The organism is Erwinia sp. B116, from assembly GCF_002865965.1.
In the GTDB taxonomy this organism is placed as follows: domain Bacteria; phylum Pseudomonadota; class Gammaproteobacteria; order Enterobacterales; family Enterobacteriaceae; genus Erwinia.
In genome coordinates this window covers 49,194-70,385 of sequence record NZ_JRZZ01000004.1, presented here as the reverse complement: position 1 = coordinate 70,385, position 21,192 = coordinate 49,194, and the positions used below count along the sequence as shown (strand labels likewise).

Sequence of the window (21,192 nt, the reverse complement as noted above, 5' to 3'; positions counted from 1 at the left end):
GTATGCGTCGTGTATTATCGGTTCTGCTGGAAAACGAATCCGGCGCATTGTCCCGCGTGGTGGGTCTGTTCTCCCAGCGCGGCTACAACATTGAAAGCCTGACCGTCGCCCCGACCGACGATCCAACCCTGTCACGCATGACCATTCAGACCGTCGGCGATGAGAAGGTGATCGAGCAGATCGAAAAGCAGCTGCACAAGCTGGTGGACGTGCTGCGCGTCAGCGAGCTGGGCCAGGGCGCGTTCGTGGAACGTGAAATCATGCTGGTGAAAATCCAGGCCAGCGGCTACGGCCGGGAAGAGGTCAAGCGCAGCGCCGAGATCTTCCGCGGTCAGATCGTTGACGTCACGCCGTCGCTTTATACGGTTCAGCTGGCCGGCACCAGCGACAAGCTGGACGCCTTCCTCAGCACCGTGCGTGAAGTGGCCGAAATCGTTGAGGTGGCCCGCTCCGGTATCGTTGGCGTTTCACGCGGCGAGCGCATTATGCGCTGAAGCGCGGTTTCCTCTGCGTTAAAGCGAACTAACCCGGCGAAATGCCGGGTTTTTTTTATTTTTTTACTTAAAGCACTCGTCGCCGGTGAAAAGCGGTTGCCCGCCAAACTTTTCTGCGGTTAGATGTATTAATGTGTTATCCATAGCCGTAATGTGGCTATTTGCCGCCGTTACCGCGTCTGAAGTGTGGGGTTAGAGTGAAACTGGATGAAATTGCGCGCCTCGCGGGTGTTTCGCGCACGACGGCCAGCTACGTCATAAATGGCAAGGCGAAGCAGTATCGTGTCAGCGATAAAACCGTTGAAAAAGTGATGGCGGTGGTGCGGGAGCACAATTACCACCCCAACGCGGTGGCTGCAGGCCTGCGTGCCGGGCGTACCCGCTCGATCGGTCTGGTGATCCCCGATCTGGAAAATACCAGCTATACCCGCATCGCCAACTATCTTGAGCGCCAGGCGCGCCAGCGCGGCTATCAGCTGCTGATCGCCTGCTCAGAAGACCAGCCCGACAACGAAATGCGCTGCGTGGAACATCTGTTACAGCGCCAGGTGGATGCGATTATTGTCTCCACGTCGCTGCCGCCGGAGCATCCGTTTTATCAGCGCTGGATCAACGACCCGCTACCGATTATTGCGCTGGATCGCGCGCTGGATCGTGAGCATTTTACCAGCGTGGTCGGTGCCGATCAGGACGATGCGCAGGCGCTGGCCGCCGAGTTACGTAACCAGCCGGTGAAGTCGGTGCTGTTCGTGGGCGCGCTACCGGAGCTGTCGGTCAGTTTCTTACGCGAAATGGGCTTCCGCGACGCGTGGCAGGGCGATGAACGCCCGATCGATTTTATCTACGCCAACAGCTTCGAACGCCACGCGGCGGCGGCGCTGTTTGAGAACTACCTGCAGGATCACCCGATGCCGGAGGCGCTGTTCACCACCTCGTTTGGCCTGCTGCAGGGCGTGATGGACGTGACGCTGAAGCGGGAAGGGCGGCTGCCGCAGGATCTGGCGATCGCTACCTTTGGCGACCATGAGCTGCTCGACTTCCTTGAGTGCCCGGTGCTGGCGGTAGGCCAGCGCCACCGCGACGTGGCTGAACGGGTACTGGAACTGGTGCTGGCCAGTCTGGATGAGCCGCGCAAGCCGAAACCCGGCCTGACGCGAATTCGCCGTAATCTTTATCGCCGCGGCCGTTTAAACCGCAAGTCCCCGTCCGGGCAATAGTTCCCCTCCTCTCAGGGCAGCTGCGGCTGCCTTTGTTTTCGCTCACTATTACTTTTTGTTACCTATTTTATCGGCAACCCGTTCCTATTAACTCTGCTGCAACCGGTTACGTGCATTTTTAGTAAATATAGGTATAAACAGGTAAAAGAAAGTCATTTCCGGCGCGGCTGAATGGACACAAAATATATCCGCTGCCCGCCTCCGCCCTTGCCGCTGAGGCCTGCTGCCATAAGGCTGGGCAAATTTTAAGAAAACACCTAAAATGCCGCCTGGGTCGCAAAGCCGGAGATCTCATTTTTATCCGATTAAACTGGCATAAATTTGAGCAATCGTCCGCTGCAGACGAATTTCCTGCCACTATTCATTAGTTTATTTTTATGTGTTGAGCCGGTTAAGGCTTTTTTTAACTAATTCGGCATTTTCTGTTTTGCAGAAATAATGAAAATGAGCCAGGCCTGCGGCTTGACAATGTTTTCCTCCCCTTCGTAAACTCTTTTGGTGGGAATTTGTGGTGTAAAGTGGAGTTCCGGGGCGATGGGGGACTAAAACGGGCATGTTCCGTGGGGCAACGCTAGTCAATCTCGACAGTAAAGGGCGGCTTGCCGTGCCAACGCGCTATCGCGAAACGCTGATCGGGGAATCTGAAGGGCAAATGGTCTGTACCATTGACCTCCATCAGCCATGTCTGCTGCTTTACACCCTGCCCGAATGGGAAATTATTGAACAAAAGCTCTCTCGCTTATCCAGCATGATCCCCGCTGAACGGCGCGTTCAGCGTCTGTTACTCGGGCATGCAAGCGAATGCCAGATGGATAATGCAGGTCGCTTACTGCTGGCGAACACCCTTCGTCAGCACGCGAACCTGACCAAAGAAGTGATGCTGGTTGGACAGTTCAACAAATTTGAACTGTGGGATGAACAGACCTGGTATCAACAAGTCAGGGAAGATATTGACGCAGAGCACACCTCTCAGCAGGCGCTGTCTGAGCGGTTACAGGATTTGTCACTATAGTCATGCAGGATAATTTTAAACACACCACCGTGCTGTTAGACGAGGCGGTAAACGGCCTCAACCTGAAGTCTGACGGGATCTACATTGACGGCACCTTCGGGCGTGGCGGTCACTCACGCCTGATCCTCTCCCAGCTGGGCGAGCAGGGCAAACTGTTCGCTATCGACCGCGATCCGCAGGCGATTGCCGCCGCGGCTGAGATTACCGATCCGCGCTTCAGCATTATCCACGGCCCGTTTTCTGCGCTGGCGGAGTACATGGAAGAGCGCGGTTTGTCCGGCAAGATCGACGGTATCCTGCTGGATTTAGGCGTCTCTTCGCCGCAGCTGGATGACGCCGAGCGCGGCTTCTCGTTTATGCGCGACGGCCCGCTGGATATGCGTATGGACCCGACCCGCGGCCAGTCTGCCGCCGAATGGCTGCTGCAGGCTGACGAAAGCGATATCGCATTTGTGCTGAAAACCTTCGGCGAGGAGCGCTTTGCCAAACGTATTGCCCGCGCCATCGTTGAACGCAATCGCGAGCAGCCGATGACGCGCACCAAAGAGCTGGCCGATGTGATTTACGTTGCCACGCCGGTGAAAGACAAATTTAAGCACCCTGCCACCCGCAGCTTCCAGGCCATTCGAATCTGGGTCAACAGCGAGCTGGAAGAGATCGAGCGGGCGCTGAAGGGCGCATTAACCGCGCTGGCACCCGAGGGACGCCTGTCGGTGATCAGCTTCCACTCGCTGGAAGACCGCATTGTGAAGCGCTTTATGCGTGAACAGAGCCGCGGGCCGCAGGTGCCACATGGCCTGCCGATGACTGAAGAGCAGCTAAGCAAGCTGGGCGGGCGTTACCTTAAGGCGCTGGGCAAAATGATGCCGGGTGAAGCGGAAGTCGCTGAGAACCCACGCGCGCGAAGTTCCGTGCTGCGCATTGCGGAGAGGACCTCAGCATGATCGGTAATGAGCGGCACAGCCTGCCCGGCGTGATCGGCGGCGATATCCTTCGCCACGCTAAGATCCCGCTGATCCTGCTGATCGCGGTGCTGGTTTCCTCAGTGCTGGTGGTGACCACCGCTCATAAAACGCGCCTGCTGACCGCGCAGCGCGAACAGCTGGTGCTGGAACGCGATGCGCTGGATATCGAATGGCGCAACCTGATCCTGGAAGAGAACGCCCTGGGCGATCACAGCCGGGTGGAACGCACATCAACGGAGAAACTTCAAATGCAGCATGTTGATCCTTCGCAGGAACACATTGTGGTTGAACAATAAGGAAATCCGGACTCAATGAGAGCCGCAACCAAGACGCAGAAGTCGAAACGCACGGAAGATCAGGCCAGCTTTGTTAGCTGGCGTTTTGCGTTGCTGTGTGGCTGTATTTTACTGGCGCTGGTCGGGCTGTTGGCCCGCGCGGCGTATCTGCAGGTGATTAATCCTGAACGGCTGGTGCGTGAAGGTGACATGCGTTCGCTGCGCGTGCAGGCCGTACCGACCTCACGCGGCATGATCAGCGATCGTGCCGGCCGCCCGCTGGCGGTCAGCGTGCCGGTTAACGCCATCTGGGCCGATCCGAAGGAGCTGCACCAGAAGGGCGGCGTGACGCTCGACAGCCGCTGGAAAGCGCTGTCGGACGCGCTCTCCATTCCTCTCGACCAGCTGGCCGCCCGCGTCAATGCCAACCCTGACGGGCGCTTTGTCTATCTGGCCCGTCAGGTCAACCCGGCGATTGGCGACTACATCAAGAAGCTCAAGCTGCCGGGCATCTATCTGCGTGAAGAGTCCCGTCGCTACTACCCGGCCGGTCAGGTGACCTCTCACCTGATCGGCTTTACCAATATTGATGGCCAGGGCATTGAAGGCGTTGAGAAGAGCTTCGATAAGTGGCTGACCGGCCAGCCTGGTGAACGTACCGTGCGTAAAGACCGCTACGGCCGCGTAATCGAGGATATCTCCTCCGTTGACAGCCAGGCGGCACACAACCTGGCGCTGAGCATTGACGAACGCCTGCAGGCGCAGGTGTACCGTGAACTGAACAACGCGGTGGCCTTTAACAAGGCTGAATCGGGTACCGCGGTGCTGGTTGATGTCAATACCGGCGAAGTGCTGGCGATGGCCAACAGCCCGGCCTACAACCCGAATAATCTCACCGGCACCACCAAAGACGTGATGCGTAACCGCGCGATCACCGACATCTTCGAACCGGGTTCGACGGTTAAGCCGATGGTGGTGATGACCGCGCTGGAGCGCGGCGTGGTGCGTGAAAACAGCGTACTGAACACCGTACCTTACCGAATTAATGGCCACGAGATCAAAGACGTGGCGCGTTACAGTGAACTCACCCTGACCGGGGTGCTACAGAAGTCGTCTAACGTCGGGGTTTCTCGGCTGGCGTTAGCGATGCCCTCCAGTGCGTTAGTAGAAACTTACTCTCACTTTGGCCTGGGCAAAGCGACCAATTTGGGGTTGGTCGGAGAAAGCAGTGGCTTATATCCTCAAAAACAACGGTGGTCTGACATAGAGAGGGCCACCTTCTCTTTCGGCTACGGGCTAATGGTAACGCCGTTACAGCTAGCGCGAGTCTATGCAACCATTGGCAGCTATGGCATCTATCGCCCGCTGTCGATTACCAAAGTTGACCCGCCGGTGGCGGGTCAACGCGCCTTCCCGGAAGCCACGGTGCGCACCGTCATGCACATGATGGAGAGCGTGGCGCTGCCGGGCGGCGGCGGCGTAAAAGCGGCGATTAAGGGCTATCGCATCGCGATTAAAACCGGTACCGCGAAGAAGGTCGGGCCGGACGGCAAGTACGTGAACAAATACATTGCTTACACCGCCGGCGTAGCGCCGGCCAGCAATCCTCGTTTTGCGCTGGTGGTGGTGATTAATGATCCCCAGGCGGGTAAATATTACGGTGGTGCGGTTTCTGCACCGGTATTTGGCGCGATTATGGGCGGCGTGCTGCGCACCATGAACGTCGAGCCGGATGCTCTCACCACCCCGGAAAAGAACGAGATTGTAACTAACAAGAAAGAGGGATCGAGTGACCGATCGTAACCTGCGCGACTTACTGGCTCCATGGGTGCCTGGTCTGCCAGCGCACCCGCTGCGTGACATGATTCTGGACAGCCGCGCGGCGGCTGCCGGCGATCTGTTTGTGGCGATTAAAGGGCACGCGGCAGACGGCCGCCGTTTTATCCCGCAGGCCATTGCTCAGGGCGTGGCGGCGGTGCTGGCCGAAGCGGAAGGCGCGGCCAGCGATGGCGATGTGGTTGAGATGCACGGCGTGCCGGTGATTTATCTGGCCCAGCTCTCCCAGCGCCTGTCTGCCCTCGCCGGGCGCTTTTATGACCAGCCGGGCGATAAACTGAAGCTGGTGGGCGTTACCGGGACCAACGGGAAAACCACCACCACCCAGCTGCTGGCACAGTGGGCGCAGCTGCTGGGAGAAACCGGCGCGGTGATGGGCACCGTCGGCAACGGCCTGTACGGCCAGCTGACGCCGGCGGAGAACACCACCGGCTCTGCGGTCGACGTGCAGCATCTGCTGGCGTCGCTGGCAGAACAGGGGGCGACTCTGGCCGCGATGGAGGTCTCCTCTCACGGCCTGGTGCAGCACCGCGTGGCGGCGCTGCCGTTTGCCGCCGCTGCCTTTACCAACCTCAGCCGCGATCACCTCGACTATCACGGCGATATGGCCGGCTATGAAGCCGCCAAATGGCTGCTGTTTGCCGAACACCAGGTCGGCCAGGCGATTATCAACGCCGACGATGAAGTGGGGCGCCGCTGGCTGAGCAAGCTGCCGGATGCGGTAGCCGTCACTATGGAAGATAACCTGCAGCCGGGCTGTCATGGCCGCTGGCTGAAGGCCACCGCCGTGGACTATCACGACGGCGGCGCGACCGTCGCCTTCAGCTCAAGCTGGGGCGACGCCACCATTGAGAGCCGCCTGATGGGCGCCTTCAACGTCAGCAACCTGCTGGTGGCGCTGGGCACCCTGCTGGCGCTGGATTACCCGCTGGCAGCGCTGGTGGCGACCGCCGGCCAGCTGCAGCCGGTGACCGGGCGGATGGAAGTCTTCAGCGCCCCCGGCAAACCGACGGTGGTGGTTGACTACGCCCATACGCCGGACGCGCTGGAAAAAGCGCTGGCGGCGGCACGCCTGCACTGCACCGGTAAACTCTGGTGCCTGTTTGGCTGCGGCGGCGACCGTGATAAAGGCAAGCGTCCGCTGATGGGGGCGATTGCCGAACAGTTTGCTGACGTGGTGGTGGTCACCGACGATAACCCGAGAAGCGAAGATCCGGCGGCGATTATCGCCGACGTGCTGAGCGGCCTGCTCGACCCCGGCCGCGCGCTGGCGATGCCGGGGCGCGCGCAGGCGGTCACCCACGCGGTGATGCAGGCGCAGGAGGGCGATATCGTGCTGGTGGCCGGTAAAGGCCATGAGGATTATCAGATCGTCGGCAGCCAGCGCTTTGACTACTCCGACCGCGCTACCGTAGCGCGGCTGCTGGGGGTGCTGGCATGATCGCCATTACCCTGCAACAGCTGGCAGAGATCGCCGGTGGCACGCTGCAAGGCGGCGACCTGAGCGTCAACGCGGTGACCACCGACACGCGTAAAGTGACCGCCGGCTGCCTGTTTATCGCCCTGAAGGGCGAACGCTTCGACGCCCATGACTTCGCCGCTGATGCGGTGAACGCCGGTTCGGCGGCGCTGCTGGTGAGTAAGCGCTTACCCGTTTCCGCCTCACAGGTAGTGGTGGCCGACACCCGCATTGCCCTCGGGCAACTGGCGGGCTGGGTTCGCCAGCAGTCCGCTGCCCGCGTGGTGGCGCTGACCGGCTCTTCCGGCAAAACCTCGGTAAAAGAGATGACCGCCGCGATCCTGCGCCAGTGTGGTGAAACCCTCTACACCGCCGGCAACCTGAATAACGACATCGGCGTGCCGCTGACCCTGCTGCGCCTGACCGCCGAACATCAGTACGCGGTGATCGAACTGGGTGCCAACCACCAGGGCGAAATCGCGTACACCACCGAACTGACCCGCCCGGAAACGGCGCTGGTCAACAACCTCGCCGCTGCGCATCTGGAAGGGTTTGGCTCGCTGGCTGGGGTGGCGAAAGCGAAGGGCGAAATCTTTAACGGCCTGCCGCTGCACGGCACCGCCATTCTCAACGCCGACAGTAACGACTGGCCACACTGGCAGGCCGGCCTGCAGGGTAAAACGGTATGGCGCTTCTCGCCGGACGCGCAGGCCGACAGCGATTTCTACGCCAGCGAGGTGCGTTTTTCGCCGCGCGGCACCCACTTTACGCTGCACAGCCCGCAGGGCGAGGTGGCGATTACGCTGCCGCTGCCGGGCCGCCATAACATTGCCAACGCGCTGGCCGCTACCGCACTGTCGCTCTCTGTCGGTGCTCCGCTCAGCGCGGTGCAAAGCGGGCTGAGCCAGCTGCAGGCGGTGCCGGGGCGGCTGTTCCCGATTGTTCTCAATGAACAGCAGCTGCTACTGGATGACAGCTACAACGCCAACGTCGGCTCCATGACCGCCGCTGCACAGGTGCTCGGTGAGATGCCGGGCTACCGCGTGCTGGTGGTGGGCGATATGGGCGAGCTGGGGGATGAGGCCGCCGAGTGCCACCGTCAGGTGGGGGAAGCGGCGCGTCTGGCCGGGATCGACAAAGTATTGAGCGTGGGCACGCTCAGCCGTGGCATCAGCGATGCCAGCGGCGTGGGTGAACATTTCAGTGACAAAGCCGCGCTCTCAGCCCGCGTCAGCGAGCTGCTGGCACAACATAAAACGATGACCGTATTAGTGAAAGGTTCCCGCAGTGCCGCGATGGAACAGGTAGTACACAGCTTACAGGAGAAAGGCACATGTTAGTCTGGCTGGCCGAGCATCTGGTCTCTTTATATTCCGGCTTTAACGTCTTTTCCTATCTGACGTTTCGCGCAATTGTCAGCCTGCTGACCGCGCTGTTTATCTCACTGTGGATGGGGCCGCGGATGATTGCCCGCCTGCAGCAGATGTCCTTTGGCCAGGTGGTGCGCAACGATGGCCCGGAGTCGCATTTCAGCAAGCGCGGCACGCCGACCATGGGCGGCATTATGATCCTCTTCTCGATTACCGTCTCGGTGCTGCTGTGGGCCTATCCCTCTAATCCGTACGTCTGGTGCGTGCTGTTTGTGCTGGTTGGCTACGGCATCGTCGGCTTCGTCGACGACTACCGCAAGGTGGTGCGCAAGGATACCAAGGGGCTGATTGCCCGCTGGAAATACTTCTGGCAGTCGGTGATCGCGCTGGCGGTGGCGTTTGCCATGTATGCCATCGGCAAAGATACCCCGGCTACCCAGCTGGTGGTGCCGTTCTTTAAGGACGTGATGCCGCAGCTTGGCCTGCTCTACCTGCTGCTGACCTACTTTGTGATCGTCGGCACCAGTAACGCGGTCAACCTGACCGACGGGCTGGACGGTCTGGCGATTATGCCGACGGTATTCGTTGCCGCCGGCTTTGCGCTGGTGGCCTGGGCGACCGGTAACGTGAAGTTCGCCGAATACCTGCACATCCCTTACCTGCGCCATGCCGGCGAGCTGGTGATCGTCTGTACCGCCATCGTCGGGGCCGGGCTGGGCTTCCTGTGGTTTAACACTTATCCGGCGCAGGTGTTTATGGGTGATGTCGGTTCACTGGCGCTGGGCGGCGCGCTGGGCACCATCGCCGTGCTGCTGCGCCAGGAGTTCCTGCTGGTGATCATGGGCGGGGTGTTTGTGGTGGAAACGCTGTCGGTGATCCTGCAGGTCGGCTCGTTCAAACTGCGCGGCCAGCGTATTTTCCGCATGGCGCCGATCCATCACCACTATGAGCTGAAAGGCTGGCCGGAACCACGAGTCATCGTGCGCTTCTGGATTATTTCACTGATGCTGGTGCTGATTGGCCTGGCAACGCTGAAGGTGCGCTAATCATGGCTGACTATCAGGGTAAAAAAGTGGTCATCATCGGGCTGGGGCTGACCGGCCTCTCCTGCGTTGATTTCTTTTTAGCGCGGGGAGTCACTCCCCGCGTGATGGATACCCGTGTCGTGCCGCCGGGGCTGGAGAAGCTGCCGAAAGGAGTGGAGCGCTGGCTCGGATCGTTAAATGACGACTGGCTGCAGAACGCTGACCTGATCGTCGCCAGCCCTGGCATGGCGCTGGCGCACCCGTCGCTGGCGGCGGCACAGGATGCCGGCGTGGAGATCGTCGGTGATATCGAGCTGTTCTGCCGCGAAGCGCAGGCGCCGATCGTGGCGATCACCGGCTCTAACGGCAAAAGCACCGTTACTACCCTGGTGGGCGAGATGGCGAAGGCGGCGGGCTGGCAGGTCGGCGTGGGCGGCAATATCGGCCTGCCGGCGCTGACCCTGCTGACCCAGCCGGCACAACTCTACGTGCTGGAACTCTCCAGCTTCCAGCTGGAGACCACCTCCAGCCTGCAGGCGGCCGCGGCGACCATCCTCAACGTCACCGAGGATCATATGGATCGCTACCCGCTGGGGATGCAGCAGTATCGCGCCGCCAAGTTACGTATTTATGACGGTGCCGCGGTCTGCGTGGTCAACGCGGACGACGCGATGAGCATGCCGGTACGCGGTGCCGATCCGCGCTGCGTCAGTTTCGGCGTCGACGTCGGTGACTACCACCTCAACCGCCAGCAGGGCAGCGTCTGGCTGCGCGCGCGCGGGGAGAAAGTGCTGGATACCGCCGAGATGCACCTGGTCGGCCAGCACAACTACACCAACGCGCTGGCCGCGCTGGCGCTGGCCGACGCCGTCGGCCTGCCGCGCGCCAGCAGCCTGAAGGCGCTGACCACCTTTGGCGGGCTGCCGCACCGCTTCCAGCTGGTGCATGAACACAACGGCGTGCGCTGGATTAACGACTCGAAAGCCACCAACGTCGGCAGCACCGAAGCCGCGCTGAATGGTTTACAGATTAAGGGCACCCTGTGGCTACTGCTGGGCGGGGACGGCAAAGCTGCCGACTTCAGCGCGCTGACCCGCTATCTGCAGGGGGATCGCGTGCGCACCTTCTGCTTTGGCCGCGACGGTGCTGAACTGGCCGCGCTGCGCCCGGAGATTGCCACCCGGACCGACACGCTGGCTGAAGCGGTGCAGCAGATTGCCTCTCAGGTTCAGCCTGGCGATATGGTACTGCTGTCGCCGGCCTGTGCCAGCCTCGATCAGTTTAAGAACTTTGAACAGCGTGGCGACCTGTTCGCTCAGCTGGCGCGGGAGGCAGGCTGATGCGCGTACCGGGTCTGAGCTTCGCAGGATACCTGGCCGGTGGCCTTACCAGCCGCATAAAAGGCTGGGTGATGGGCACGCGGGAGAGCGACACCAACTCGATGGTGTTGTATGACCGCACGCTGCTGTGGCTGACCTTTGGCCTGGCGATCGTCGGCTTTGTAATGGTGACGTCGGCATCGATGCCGGTCGGGCAGCGCCTGAACGACGACCCGTTCTACTTTGCCAAGCGCGATGCGTTCTACATCCTGCTGGCATTCGGCATGGCGCTGGTCACCCTGCGCATCCCGATGGATTTCTGGCAACGCTACAGCAACGTGATGCTGCTGGTGACGGTGGCGATGCTGCTGGTGGTGCTGCTGGTCGGTAGCTCGGTTAACGGCGCATCGCGCTGGATCGCACTTGGCCCGCTGCGTATTCAGCCCGCCGAGCTGTCGAAACTGTCGCTGTTCTGTTACCTCGCCAGCTATCTGGTGCGCAAGGTGGAAGAGGTGCGTCAGAACTTTTGGGGCTTCTGTAAACCGATGGGCGTGATGGTGGTGCTGGCGGTACTGCTGCTGGCGCAGCCCGATCTGGGTACGGTGGTGGTGCTGTTCGTCACCACGCTGGCGATGCTGTTCCTGGCCGGAGCGAAACTGTGGCAGTTCCTGGCGATTATCGGCTCGGGAATTTTTGCGGTTTGCCTGCTGATCGTGGCCGAACCTTACCGTATGCGCCGCGTCACCTCATTCCTCGATCCCTGGGAAGATCCGTTCGGCAGCGGCTACCAGTTAACCCAGTCGCTGATGGCCTTTGGCCGCGGCGAATTCTGGGGGCAGGGGCTGGGAAATTCGGTGCAAAAACTGGAATATTTACCGGAAGCGCACACCGATTTTATCTTCTCCATTCTCGGTGAGGAACTGGGTTATATCGGTGTGGTTTTGGCGTTGTTAATGGTATTCTTCGTCGCTTTTCGCGCGATGTCCATCGGACGCCGCGCTTTAGAGATCGATCAGCGTTTTGCCGGCTTTCTCGCCTGCTCAATTGGCGTGTGGTTCAGCTTCCAGGCGCTGGTTAACGTCGGTGCCGCGGCCGGGATGTTGCCGACCAAAGGCCTGACGTTGCCGCTGATCAGTTACGGTGGTTCGAGTCTGATTATTATGTCGACCGCCATCGTGTTTTTGTTACGTATTGATTATGAGACGCGTCTGGCCAAGGCCCAGGCGTTTACGCGAGGGTAGTCGATGAGTGCAAAGCGACTGATGGTGATGGCTGGCGGAACCGGCGGGCACGTGTTCCCCGGGCTGGCGGTAGCACACCATCTGATGGCGCAGGGCTGGCAGGTACGCTGGCTTGGAACCGCTGACCGGATGGAAGCGGATTTAGTGCCAAAACACGGAATCGACATTGATTTTATTCGCATCAGCGGCCTGCGCGGCAAAGGGCTGAAGGCCCAGCTGATGGCGCCGCTGCGCATCTTTAACGCGTGGCGGCAGGCGCGGGCGATCATTAAGGCCTGGCAGCCGGACGTGGTACTGGGCATGGGTGGCTACGTTTCCGGCCCCGGCGGGCTGGCGGCGTGGAGCTGCGGTGTGCCGGTAGTGCTGCATGAGCAGAACGGCATCGCCGGGCTGACTAACAAGTGGCTGGCAAAGATTGCCACCAAAGTGATGCAGGCGTTTCCCGGAGCCTTCCCGCATGCCGACGTGGTTGGCAACCCGGTGCGCACCGACGTGCTGGCGCTGCCGCTGCCGGCCGAACGGCTGGCCGGGCGCAGCGGCCCGACCCGTGTGCTGGTGATCGGCGGCAGCCAGGGGGCACGGGTGCTCAACCAGACGCTGCCGCAGGTCGCCGCGCTGCTGGGTGAGCAGATTACCCTGTGGCACCAGGTCGGCAAAGGATCGCTGGACAGCGTCAACGCCGAGTACCAGCGGCTGGGCCAGAACGGCCATCGGGTGGCCGAGTTTATTGACGATATGGCCAGCGCCTATGCCTGGGCTGACGTGATCGTCTGCCGCTCCGGCGCGCTGACCGTCAGTGAGGTGGCCGCCGCCGGCCTGCCGGCGATCTTCGTGCCGTTCCAGCACAAAGACCGTCAGCAGTACTGGAACGCGCTGCCGCTGGAGCAGGCCGGCGCCGCCAGAATTTATGAACAGCCGCAGTTCACCGCGGCAACCGTGGCGGATACGCTGGCGGGCTGGGATCGGGTCACGCTGCTGCAGATGGCTGAAAAAGCCCGCGCGGTGGCGATCCCCGACGCAACAGAGCGCGTGGCAGCTGAAGTCAGTAAGGCCGCGCGCTAAACAGATTATGCAGGGGTCAGGCAGGCCTGGCCCGTAATACAGGTGCGGTGACGCACCAGCAGGCGAAGAGATGAATACACAACAACTGGCAAAACTGCGTTCTATCGTGCCCGAGATGCGTCGCGTCCGGCACATCCACTTTGTTGGCATCGGTGGTGCCGGCATGGGCGGTATTGCCGAAGTGTTGGCCAACGAAGGCTATGAAATCAGCGGTTCCGACCTGGCGCCGAACGCGGTAACCCAGCATCTGGCCGGCCTTGGGGCGACCATCTATTTTAACCATCGCCCGGAGAACGTCAGCGACGCCAGCGTGGTGGTGGTTTCGACCGCGGTGTCTCAGGACAACCCGGAAGTGGTGGCGGCGCGTGAAGCGCGTATCCCGGTAATCCGCCGCGCCGAGATGCTGGCCGAACTGATGCGCTTTCGTCACGGTATTGCCATTGCCGGCACCCATGGCAAAACCACCACCACCGCACTGGTTTCCGGCATTTATGCCGAGGGCGGTCTGGACCCGACCTTTGTCAACGGCGGGCTGGTGAAGGCGGCCGGCACCCACGCGCGTCTGGGCAGCAGCCGCTACCTGATTGCGGAAGCCGATGAGAGCGATGCATCGTTCCTCCATCTGCAGCCGATGGTGGCGATCGTCACCAATATCGAAGCCGACCATATGGATACCTACCAGGGCGACTTCGAGGTGTTAAAAACGACGTTTATCAACTTCCTGCACAACCTGCCGTTTTATGGCCGTGCGGTGCTCTGCGTTGATGACGAGGTGATCCGTGAACTGATCCCGCGCGTTGGCCGGCAGATCACCACCTACGGCTTTAGCGATGACGCCGACGTGCGGGTCGAGAACTACGAGCAGCGTGGGGCACAGGGCCACTTTACCCTGGTACGTCATGACAAGCCGCTGATGCACGTGACGCTGAACGCGCCGGGGCGTCATAACGCGCTGAACGCGGCGGCGGCGGTGGCGGTGGCCACCGAAGAGGGCATTGAGGACGAAGATATCCTCAGCGCGCTGCTGAGCTTCCAGGGCACCGGACGTCGCTTTGACTTCCTCGGCGAGTATCCGGTTGAGAACGGTAAGGCGATGCTGGTTGATGACTATGGCCATCACCCGACCGAAGTGGACGTGACGATCAAAGCGGCACGCGCCGGCTGGCCGGATAAGAATCTGGTGATGATTTTCCAGCCGCACCGCTACACGCGTACCCGCGACCTGTATGACGACTTCGCTAACGTGCTGTCGCAGGTCGACGTGCTGCTGATGCTGGACGTCTATGCCGCCGGCGAAGCGCCGATCCCGGGCGCCGACAGCCGCTCGCTGTGCCGCACCATTCGCGGCCGCGGCAAAGTTGACCCGATTCTGGTCTCTGACCACGATGCGGTGCTGGAGATGCTGTTGCCGAAGCTGACCGGCAACGATTTGATTCTGGTGCAGGGGGCGGGCAACGTTGGCCGCATCGCCCGCACGCTGTCTGAACTAAAATTAACGTTGCAGAACAACGGTGAGGAACATCATGGCGGATAAAATAGCGGTATTGCTGGGCGGCACCTCGGCCGAGCGTGATGTGTCACTGTTATCCGGTGCGGCGGTAACCGCCGGTCTGCAGGAGGCGGGCGTTAACGCCCATCCGGTGGACATCCGTGATTTCCCGGTGACGCGTCTGAAGGAAGAGGGCTTTACCAGAGCCTTTATCGCGCTGCACGGTCGCGGCGGAGAAGATGGCACCCTGCAGGGGCTGCTGGAGTACCTGGCGATCCCCTATACCGGCAGCGGCGTGATGGCTTCGGCGATCACCATGGACAAGCTGCGCACCAAATATCTGTGGGCCGGCTGTGGCCTGCCGATCGCCCCCTACGTGGCGCTGACCCGTCAGCAGATGGACGCGGGCATCAGCGGCGAGCTGGAAACGCGCATCGCCGCGCTGGGCCTGCCGCTGTTTGTTAAGCCGAGCCGTGAAGGCTCCAGCGTCGGCATCTCACGGGTCAATCAGGCCACGGAGCTGCCGGCGGCGCTGGCGGAAGCCTTCCGCCACGATGACGAAGTGCTGGTCGAAGCCTTCCTCAGCGGCCCGGAGTACACCGTAGGCGTGATCGGCGACGAAATTCTGCCGTCGATCCGCATCCAGGCCGCCAGCGAGTTTTACGACTATCAGGCGAAATATATCTCTGACGAAACCCAGTACTTCTGCCCGTCAGGGTTGAATGCGGAGCAGGAAGCGGAGCTGAACAGCCTGGTGCTGGCCGCCTGGCGTGCGCTGGGCTGCAGCGGCTGGGGCCGCGTAGATGTGATGATGGGTGGCGACGGACGTTTCTACCTGCTGGAGGTCAACACCTCTCCGGGCATGACCAGCCACAGCCTGGTGCCGATGGCGGCGAAACAGGCCGGGCTGAGCTTCTCGCAGCTGGTAGCGCGCATTCTGGAGCTGGCCGACTGATATGTCTCAGGCGGCTCTGAACGTTCGTAACCGGGAAGCGCAGGAAAAAAAGGCGCGTACCGGGCGCAGTAACGGCACGCGGCTGGCGGGGATCCTGTTCCTGCTGATGGTGGTTGGCGTGATGGCGGCGGGGGGCGTAGTGGTGCTGAAGTGGATGAACGATGCGTCCCGGCAGCCGCTGTCAAAGCTGGTGGTCACCGGCAAGACGCACTACACCACCAACGATGATATTCGCCAGGCTATTTTGTCGCTGGGCGAGCCCGGCACCTTTATGTCGCAGGATGTCGACATCATCCAGCAGCAGATCGAACGTCTGCCGTGGATCCAGCAGGTGAGCGTGCGCAAGCAGTGGCCGGACGAATTAAAGATTCATCTGGTTGAATATGTCGCCGTTGCACGGTGGAATGATGTGCATATGGTTGATGCTGAAGGCAAATCGTTCAGCGTGCCGGCCAGCCACCTCGGCAAAGAGAGTCTGCCGATGCTGTACGGCCCGGAGGGCAGCGAGTCCGAGGTGTTAGCCGGCTATCACGAGATGCGCGACGTGCTGGCGGCCAGCAAATTTACGCTTAAGGCGGCCTCAATGACCGCCCGGCGATCCTGGCAGCTGGTGTTGAGTGATGACACCCGCCTGGAGTTAGGGCGCAACGAGGATATGAAGCGCCTGAAGCGCTTTATTACCCTGTACCCGACGCTGCAGCAGCAGGGGCAGGCAGAAAATACGCGTATCAACTACGTTGACCTGCGTTACGACTCTGGCGCGGCAGTAGGATGGACACCGATAATTACTACGAGTGCTGACGGCGAACAGCAGCAGACTCAGGCACAGGCTAAACAACAATGATCAAGTCGACGGACAGAAAACTGGTAGTTGGACTCGAGATTGGCACCGCGAAGGTTGCCGCCCTGGTAGGGGAAGTTCTGCCCGATGGCATGGTCAATATTATCGGGGTGGGCAGCTGCCCGTCTCGTGGCATGGATAAAGGTGGCGTGAACGACCTTGAGTCGGTGGTGAAGTGCGTGCAGCGCGCCATCGATCAGGCGGAGCTGATGGCGGATTGCCAGATTTCCTCGGTCTACCTCGCATTATCGGGTAAACACATCAGCTGCCAGAACGAAATAGGGATGGTTCCTATTTCCGAAGAGGAAGTAACCCAGGAAGATGTCGAGAACGTAGTGCACACTGCCAAATCGGTACGCGTGCGCGACGAGCACCGCATTCTCCATGTGATCCCGCAAGAGTACGCCATCGACTATCAGGAAGGGATCAAAAATCCGGTGGGTCTGTCCGGCGTGCGCATGCAGGCTAAGGTGCACCTGATTACCTGCCACAATGATATGGCGAAGAACATCGTGAAAGCGGTGGAGCGCTGTGGCCTGAAGGTCGATCAACTGATCTTTGCCGGGCTGGCGTCCAGCTTTGCGGTGCTGACCGAAGACGAACGTGAGCTGGGCGTCTGCGTGGTCGACGTCGGCGGTGGCACCATGGATATCGCCGTCTACACCGGCGGCGCACTGCGTCATACCAAAGTGATCCCTTATGCGGGCAACGTGGTGACCAGCGACATCGCCTACGCTTTTGGTACGCCGCCGACGGATGCTGAAGCGATTAAAGTGCGCCACGGCTGTGCGCTCGGGGCTATCGTCGGTAAAGATGAGAATGTTGAGGTGCCGAGCGTCGGTGGCCGGCCTCCACGCAGCCTGCAGCGTCAGACGCTGGCGGAAGTGATCGAGCCACGCTACACCGAACTGCTTAACCTGGTGAACGACGAGATCCTGCAACTGCAGGAGCAGCTTCGCCAGCAGGGCGTTAAACACCACCTCGCGGCCGGCATCGTACTGACCGGCGGCGCGGCACAGATTGAAGGATTAGCGGCTTGCGCGCAGCGGGTGTTCCACACCCAGGTGCGTATCGGACAGCCGCTGAATATCACAGGATTAACGGATTACGCGCAGGAGCCTTACTACTCGACGGCGGTAGGCCTGCTGCATTACGGAAAAGAATCTCACCTCAGCGGTGAGGCGGAAGTTGAAAAAAGAGCCTCAGTGGGTAACTGGTTCAAAAAAATCAACAGCTGGCTGAGAAAAGAGTTTTAATTTTTACTAAAGGCGATCATGCTAGAGCAATGCGTGATCTCCAGGCGTACAGGCACATAAACGGAGAGAAATTATGTTTGAACCAATGGAATTAACCAATGACGCGGTGATTAAAGTCATCGGCGTCGGCGGCGGCGGCGGTAATGCCGTAGAGCATATGGTGCGTGAACGTATTGAAGGCGTAGAGTTCTTCGCCGTAAACACCGACGCTCAGGCACTGCGTAAAACGGCCGTTGGCCAGACCATTCAGATCGGTAACGGGATTACCAAAGGTCTGGGTGCCGGTGCCAACCCGGAAGTGGGCCGTAACTCGGCTGAAGAAGATCGTGAAGCACTGCGTCAGGCGCTGGATGGCGCGGACATGGTGTTTATCGCCGCAGGTATGGGTGGCGGCACCGGTACTGGTGCAGCTCCGGTCGTGGCTGAGGTGGCTAAAGAGCTCGGTATTCTGACCGTCGCGGTGGTGACCAAGCCGTTCAACTTCGAAGGCAAAAAGCGCATGGCGTTTGCTGAACAGGGGATCGCCGAGCTGTCCAAGCACGTTGACTCACTGATCACCATCCCCAATGACAAGCTGCTGAAGGTGCTGGGCCGTGGTATTTCACTGCTGGACGCTTTTGGCGCGGCCAACGACGTGCTGAAGGGCGCGGTGCAGGGTATCGCCGAGCTGATTACCCGTCCGGGTCTGATGAACGTCGACTTTGCTGACGTGCGCACCGTGATGTCCGAAATGGGCTACGCGATGATGGGCTCCGGGGTCGCCTGCGGTGAAGACCGTGCGGAAGAAGCCGCTGAAATGGCGATCTCCAGCCCGCTGCTGGAAGATATCGACCTTTCCGGCGCGCGTGGCGTACTGGTCAACATCACCGCCGGCTTCGACCTGCGTCTGGATGAGTTCGAAACCGTGGGTAACACCATCCGTGCCTTTGCATCGGATAACGCGACCGTGGTGATTGGTACTTCACTGGATCCGGAAATGAATGATGAACTGCGCGTCACCGTGGTGGCAACCGGCATCGGCATGGACAAACGTCCAGAAATTACCCTGGTCACCAACAAGCAGTCTGCACAGCCGACCATGGATCGCCGTTACCAGCAGCACGGTATGGCACCGCTGCCGCAGGAACAGAACCCGGCGGCCAAAGTGGTCAACGACTCTGCTACCCAGACTAACAAAGAGCCTGATTATCTGGATATTCCGGCCTTCCTGCGCAAGCAGGCGGACTAAGAATTTCCTGATAGTAGGGAATTTGCACTCTTTGTGCTAAACTGTTCGCCCGCCAGTAAGCTAAACTGGTGGTCGGATGGTAATTTTTTTGCGAGATAATGCGATGATCAAACAACGGACATTAAAACGTATTGTTCAGACGACCGGCGTCGGTTTACACACCGGCAAAAAAGTCACGCTGACGTTACGCCCTGCGCCGGCTAACACCGGGGTCATCTATCGTCGCACTGACTTGAATCCACCGGTTGATTTCCCGGCTGATGCCAAATCCGTGCGTGATACCATGCTCTGTACTTGCCTGGTCAATGAGCATGACGTGCGTATTTCGACAGTCGAACACCTGAACGCCGCTCTGGCAGCACTCGGCATCGATAATATTGTGGTGGAAGTTAACGCGCCTGAAATCCCGATTATGGATGGCAGCGCCGCGCCCTTTATCTATCTGCTGATGGATGCCGGCATCGAAGAGCTGAACAGCGCGAAGAAATTTGTGCGCATCAAACAACCTGTCCGGGTTGAAGATGGCGACAAATGGGCTGAACTGACCCCGCATAATGGTTTCTCACTGGATTTCACCATTGATTTTAACCATCCTGCGATCGACGCCAGCACCCAGCGCTACCGTATGGACTTCTCTGCCGAAGCCTTTACGCGCCAGCTCAGCCGTGCTCGTACTTTCGGTTTTATGCGCGACATTGAAGCGCTGCAGTCGCGTGGTCTGTGCCTGGGTGGCAGCTTTGACTGTGCCATCGTGGTCGATGACTACCGCGTGCTGAACGAAGACGGCTTACGCTTCGAAGATGAGTTCGTGCGCCACAAAATGCTCGACGCCGTTGGCGACCTGTATATGTGCGGCCACAACATTATCGGTGCACTGACGGCGTTTAAGTCTGGCCATGCGCTGAACAATAAACTGCTGCAGGCGGTTCTGGCGAAGCAGGAAGCCTGGGAATGGGCAACGTTCGAAGACGAAGCTGAACTTCCGGTGACGTTCAAGGCACCTAACCTGGTTCTGGCCTAAGCCAGAACCGGTAGTATCTGGTGACTGACACAGGCTGTGTGGTCAACGGGTAAATTAACGACTGGTTGAGCGGGTACTCTCTCCGGCCAGCGAGGCCAGTCGTTCTAAAATCTTCTTCAGTTTTTCCGGGCTGTTACTGGCCACCGCACGCAAACTTTCCGCACTCTGCTCCGTCATCTTTCTCAGCACCGGTTTTTCTTCGGTAGTCGCCTGAGCGCTGTTTTCTTGCACGGTTTTAAGCCCTTTTGAGGCCAGCGACGGATTAATCCTGATGTCGATTGCCGTCAATGATGGTAATATTTGCGCACGTAAAGCTGATAACAGACTGGCCTGTTCATAGCGTAAGCGCATCAGCCAGCTGGCATTAGCCGTTTCGATCACCAGAATCCCCTGACGGAAGTTGGCCACGCGGCACCATGGGTGCAGCTGAGCGGGCAGAACCCCCTGAACGGCGCGATTCAGCTTATTCAGGGCGATGGCACGCTGCTGCACATGTTGCAACACGCTCTGCTCCTGGGCGAGATCGAAAAAACTTTCAATTGATTGTGGGCGACTATCACGCATAGTTAGCTCCGGCGGAACACAGTGATCGGTATTCTGAGTCGTTGGCGACAATTTGGCAGACGTTACTTCTGGCCACATCTCCTGCTGGGGATGGTCGCGGCCAGTCTCGGCCTGCCGCAGGCGTCCGCACACGACCACACTACTTTATCAGAAACCTCGTCGCGCAGCCTGAATATCAGCAGCGTGGCGCGCAGCCACCATCTGGCGCTGCTGCAGGAGAGCGTCCGCCGCCCCAGCTTTAACGTTGATTACTGGCACCAGCACGCGATCCGCACGGTAATCCGCCACCTCTCGTTTACGCTGACGCCGTCGGTTTCTCCGGCCACCGTTGCTGAACGGCCGCTGGAAGCCCACAAGCTGGCGCTGCTGGATACCTTAAACGCCTTACTGACCCACGAAGCGCGGCCGCCGGTGATTATCCGTCGTACCGCCGAGCGCGAAGTCTCCGTTTCCTCTCTGCATCATCCCGGCCTCTGGCTGGCGCAGGTTCGCGGCATCCGTGCCGGACCTGCTTCTCTGGTTTAACTCACCCAAACGATCGTTAACCCCTTTTGAGTGACCGT

Annotated in this window: 20 protein-coding genes; 19 read left to right on the top strand and 1 reads right to left on the bottom strand. The window is 60.0% G+C overall.

Annotated elements, in window-relative coordinates; all coding sequences use genetic code 11:
- The first annotated feature begins 2 nt into the window (after nucleotides 1-2).
- From ilvN to lpxC, 18 genes are all read left to right on the top strand, one after another.
- Complete coding sequence (gene ilvN / locus NV64_RS04540; RefSeq protein ID WP_056235976.1) at nucleotides 3-494, top strand: acetolactate synthase small subunit; 492 nt, start codon at nucleotides 3-5, stop codon at nucleotides 492-494.
- 197 nt (nucleotides 495-691) lie between these two features.
- Nucleotides 692-1,711: a catabolite repressor/activator gene (gene cra, locus NV64_RS04535; protein WP_056235979.1), complete on the top strand. Its 1,020-nt coding sequence runs from the start codon at nucleotides 692-694 to the stop codon at nucleotides 1,709-1,711.
- A 553-nt stretch (nucleotides 1,712-2,264) separates the two neighbouring features.
- Complete coding sequence (gene mraZ, locus NV64_RS04530; protein WP_056235982.1) at nucleotides 2,265-2,723, top strand: division/cell wall cluster transcriptional repressor MraZ; 459 nt, start codon at nucleotides 2,265-2,267, stop codon at nucleotides 2,721-2,723.
- A gap of 2 nt (nucleotides 2,724-2,725) precedes the next feature.
- Nucleotides 2,726-3,667, top strand: a complete 942-nt coding sequence (gene rsmH / locus NV64_RS04525) for a 16S rRNA (cytosine(1402)-N(4))-methyltransferase RsmH (RefSeq protein ID WP_056235985.1) — start codon at nucleotides 2,726-2,728, stop codon at nucleotides 3,665-3,667.
- Complete coding sequence (gene ftsL / locus NV64_RS04520) at nucleotides 3,664-3,984, top strand: cell division protein FtsL (RefSeq protein ID WP_056235989.1); 321 nt, start codon at nucleotides 3,664-3,666, stop codon at nucleotides 3,982-3,984. Before rsmH ends, ftsL begins: the two co-directional genes overlap by 4 nt.
- A 15-nt stretch (nucleotides 3,985-3,999) precedes the next feature.
- Nucleotides 4,000-5,766 (top strand): peptidoglycan glycosyltransferase FtsI, encoded by a 1,767-nt coding sequence (locus NV64_RS04515; protein ID WP_056235992.1) that lies wholly within the window; start codon nucleotides 4,000-4,002, stop codon nucleotides 5,764-5,766.
- On the top strand, nucleotides 5,753-7,240 hold the full coding sequence (gene murE, locus NV64_RS04510) for a UDP-N-acetylmuramoyl-L-alanyl-D-glutamate--2,6-diaminopimelate ligase (protein WP_056235995.1): 1,488 nt from the start codon (nucleotides 5,753-5,755) through the stop codon (nucleotides 7,238-7,240). The genes NV64_RS04515 and murE overlap by 14 nt, the downstream gene beginning before the upstream one ends.
- Entirely contained in the window at nucleotides 7,237-8,598 is a 1,362-nt protein-coding gene (gene murF / locus NV64_RS04505; protein ID WP_101505413.1) for a UDP-N-acetylmuramoyl-tripeptide--D-alanyl-D-alanine ligase, read from the top strand. The genes murE and murF overlap by 4 nt, the downstream gene beginning before the upstream one ends.
- Nucleotides 8,592-9,674: a phospho-N-acetylmuramoyl-pentapeptide-transferase gene (gene mraY / locus NV64_RS04500; protein ID WP_056236003.1), complete on the top strand. Its 1,083-nt coding sequence runs from the start codon at nucleotides 8,592-8,594 to the stop codon at nucleotides 9,672-9,674. Before murF ends, mraY begins: the two co-directional genes overlap by 7 nt.
- Nucleotides 9,675-9,676: 2 nt before the next feature.
- Complete coding sequence (murD, locus tag NV64_RS04495) at nucleotides 9,677-10,993, top strand: UDP-N-acetylmuramoyl-L-alanine--D-glutamate ligase (RefSeq protein ID WP_101505412.1); 1,317 nt, start codon at nucleotides 9,677-9,679, stop codon at nucleotides 10,991-10,993.
- The gene (gene ftsW / locus NV64_RS04490) at nucleotides 10,993-12,213 is read left to right on the top strand and encodes a cell division protein FtsW (RefSeq protein WP_056236010.1); all 1,221 of its coding nucleotides are present in this window, start codon (nucleotides 10,993-10,995) and stop codon (nucleotides 12,211-12,213) included. Before murD ends, ftsW begins: the two co-directional genes overlap by 1 nt.
- Nucleotides 12,214-12,216: 3 nt before the next feature.
- Nucleotides 12,217-13,275 carry an undecaprenyldiphospho-muramoylpentapeptide beta-N-acetylglucosaminyltransferase gene (gene murG / locus NV64_RS04485; protein WP_101505411.1) on the top strand — a complete coding sequence of 353 codons (1,059 nt, stop codon included), beginning with the start codon at nucleotides 12,217-12,219 and terminating at the stop codon, nucleotides 13,273-13,275.
- 70 nt (nucleotides 13,276-13,345) lie between these two features.
- Nucleotides 13,346-14,809, top strand: a complete 1,464-nt coding sequence (gene murC / locus NV64_RS04480; RefSeq protein WP_056236015.1) for a UDP-N-acetylmuramate--L-alanine ligase — start codon at nucleotides 13,346-13,348, stop codon at nucleotides 14,807-14,809.
- On the top strand, nucleotides 14,799-15,719 hold the full coding sequence (locus tag NV64_RS04475; RefSeq protein WP_056236018.1) for a D-alanine--D-alanine ligase: 921 nt from the start codon (nucleotides 14,799-14,801) through the stop codon (nucleotides 15,717-15,719). The genes murC and NV64_RS04475 overlap by 11 nt, the downstream gene beginning before the upstream one ends.
- A 1-nt stretch (nucleotide 15,720) precedes the next feature.
- Nucleotides 15,721-16,563 carry a cell division protein FtsQ gene (ftsQ, locus tag NV64_RS04470; protein WP_056236022.1) on the top strand — a complete coding sequence of 281 codons (843 nt, stop codon included), beginning with the start codon at nucleotides 15,721-15,723 and terminating at the stop codon, nucleotides 16,561-16,563.
- Nucleotides 16,560-17,816: a cell division protein FtsA gene (gene ftsA, locus NV64_RS04465; protein WP_056236023.1), complete on the top strand. Its 1,257-nt coding sequence runs from the start codon at nucleotides 16,560-16,562 to the stop codon at nucleotides 17,814-17,816. Before ftsQ ends, ftsA begins: the two co-directional genes overlap by 4 nt.
- Nucleotides 17,817-17,889: 73 nt before the next feature.
- Complete coding sequence (ftsZ, locus tag NV64_RS04460) at nucleotides 17,890-19,044, top strand: cell division protein FtsZ (protein WP_056236026.1); 1,155 nt, start codon at nucleotides 17,890-17,892, stop codon at nucleotides 19,042-19,044.
- A 103-nt stretch (nucleotides 19,045-19,147) separates the two neighbouring features.
- Nucleotides 19,148-20,065, top strand: a complete 918-nt coding sequence (lpxC, locus tag NV64_RS04455) for a UDP-3-O-acyl-N-acetylglucosamine deacetylase (protein WP_056236391.1) — start codon at nucleotides 19,148-19,150, stop codon at nucleotides 20,063-20,065.
- Nucleotides 20,066-20,119: 54 nt separating this feature from the next.
- Here lpxC and NV64_RS04450 read toward each other — a convergent pair whose 3' ends face one another.
- Nucleotides 20,120-20,629: a DUF721 domain-containing protein gene (locus NV64_RS04450; protein ID WP_101505410.1), complete on the bottom strand. Its 510-nt coding sequence runs from the start codon at nucleotides 20,627-20,629 to the stop codon at nucleotides 20,120-20,122.
- A 21-nt stretch (nucleotides 20,630-20,650) separates the two neighbouring features.
- On the opposite strand from NV64_RS04450, the gene secM reads away from it, so the two are divergent.
- Entirely contained in the window at nucleotides 20,651-21,154 is a 504-nt protein-coding gene (gene secM / locus NV64_RS04445; protein WP_101505409.1) for a secA translation cis-regulator SecM, read from the top strand.
- Nucleotides 21,155-21,192: the final 38 nt, after the last annotated feature.

What these genes read in the sequence shown, in the direction of transcription:
- ilvN (WP_056235976.1), top strand. Translation starts at nt 3, where the DNA reads ATGCGTCGTGTATTATCGGTTCTGCTGGAAAACGAATCCGGCGCATTG.
- mraZ (WP_056235982.1), top strand. Translation starts at nt 2,265, where the DNA reads ATGTTCCGTGGGGCAACGCTAGTCAATCTCGACAGTAAAGGGCGGCTT.
- rsmH (WP_056235985.1), top strand. Translation starts at nt 2,726, where the DNA reads ATGCAGGATAATTTTAAACACACCACCGTGCTGTTAGACGAGGCGGTA.
- ftsL (WP_056235989.1), top strand. Translation starts at nt 3,664, where the DNA reads ATGATCGGTAATGAGCGGCACAGCCTGCCCGGCGTGATCGGCGGCGAT.
- NV64_RS04515 (WP_056235992.1), top strand. Translation starts at nt 4,000, where the DNA reads ATGAGAGCCGCAACCAAGACGCAGAAGTCGAAACGCACGGAAGATCAG.
- murF (WP_101505413.1), top strand. Translation starts at nt 7,237, where the DNA reads ATGATCGCCATTACCCTGCAACAGCTGGCAGAGATCGCCGGTGGCACG.
- mraY (WP_056236003.1), top strand. Translation starts at nt 8,592, where the DNA reads ATGTTAGTCTGGCTGGCCGAGCATCTGGTCTCTTTATATTCCGGCTTT.
- murD (WP_101505412.1), top strand. Translation starts at nt 9,677, where the DNA reads ATGGCTGACTATCAGGGTAAAAAAGTGGTCATCATCGGGCTGGGGCTG.
- ftsW (WP_056236010.1), top strand. Translation starts at nt 10,993, where the DNA reads ATGCGCGTACCGGGTCTGAGCTTCGCAGGATACCTGGCCGGTGGCCTT.
- murG (WP_101505411.1), top strand. Translation starts at nt 12,217, where the DNA reads ATGAGTGCAAAGCGACTGATGGTGATGGCTGGCGGAACCGGCGGGCAC.
- murC (WP_056236015.1), top strand. Translation starts at nt 13,346, where the DNA reads ATGAATACACAACAACTGGCAAAACTGCGTTCTATCGTGCCCGAGATG.
- NV64_RS04475 (WP_056236018.1), top strand. Translation starts at nt 14,799, where the DNA reads ATGGCGGATAAAATAGCGGTATTGCTGGGCGGCACCTCGGCCGAGCGT.
- ftsQ (WP_056236022.1), top strand. Translation starts at nt 15,721, where the DNA reads ATGTCTCAGGCGGCTCTGAACGTTCGTAACCGGGAAGCGCAGGAAAAA.
- ftsA (WP_056236023.1), top strand. Translation starts at nt 16,560, where the DNA reads ATGATCAAGTCGACGGACAGAAAACTGGTAGTTGGACTCGAGATTGGC.
- ftsZ (WP_056236026.1), top strand. Translation starts at nt 17,890, where the DNA reads ATGTTTGAACCAATGGAATTAACCAATGACGCGGTGATTAAAGTCATC.
- lpxC (WP_056236391.1), top strand. Translation starts at nt 19,148, where the DNA reads ATGATCAAACAACGGACATTAAAACGTATTGTTCAGACGACCGGCGTC.
- NV64_RS04450 (WP_101505410.1), bottom strand. Translation starts at nt 20,629, where the DNA reads ATGCGTGATAGTCGCCCACAATCAATTGAAAGTTTTTTCGATCTCGCC.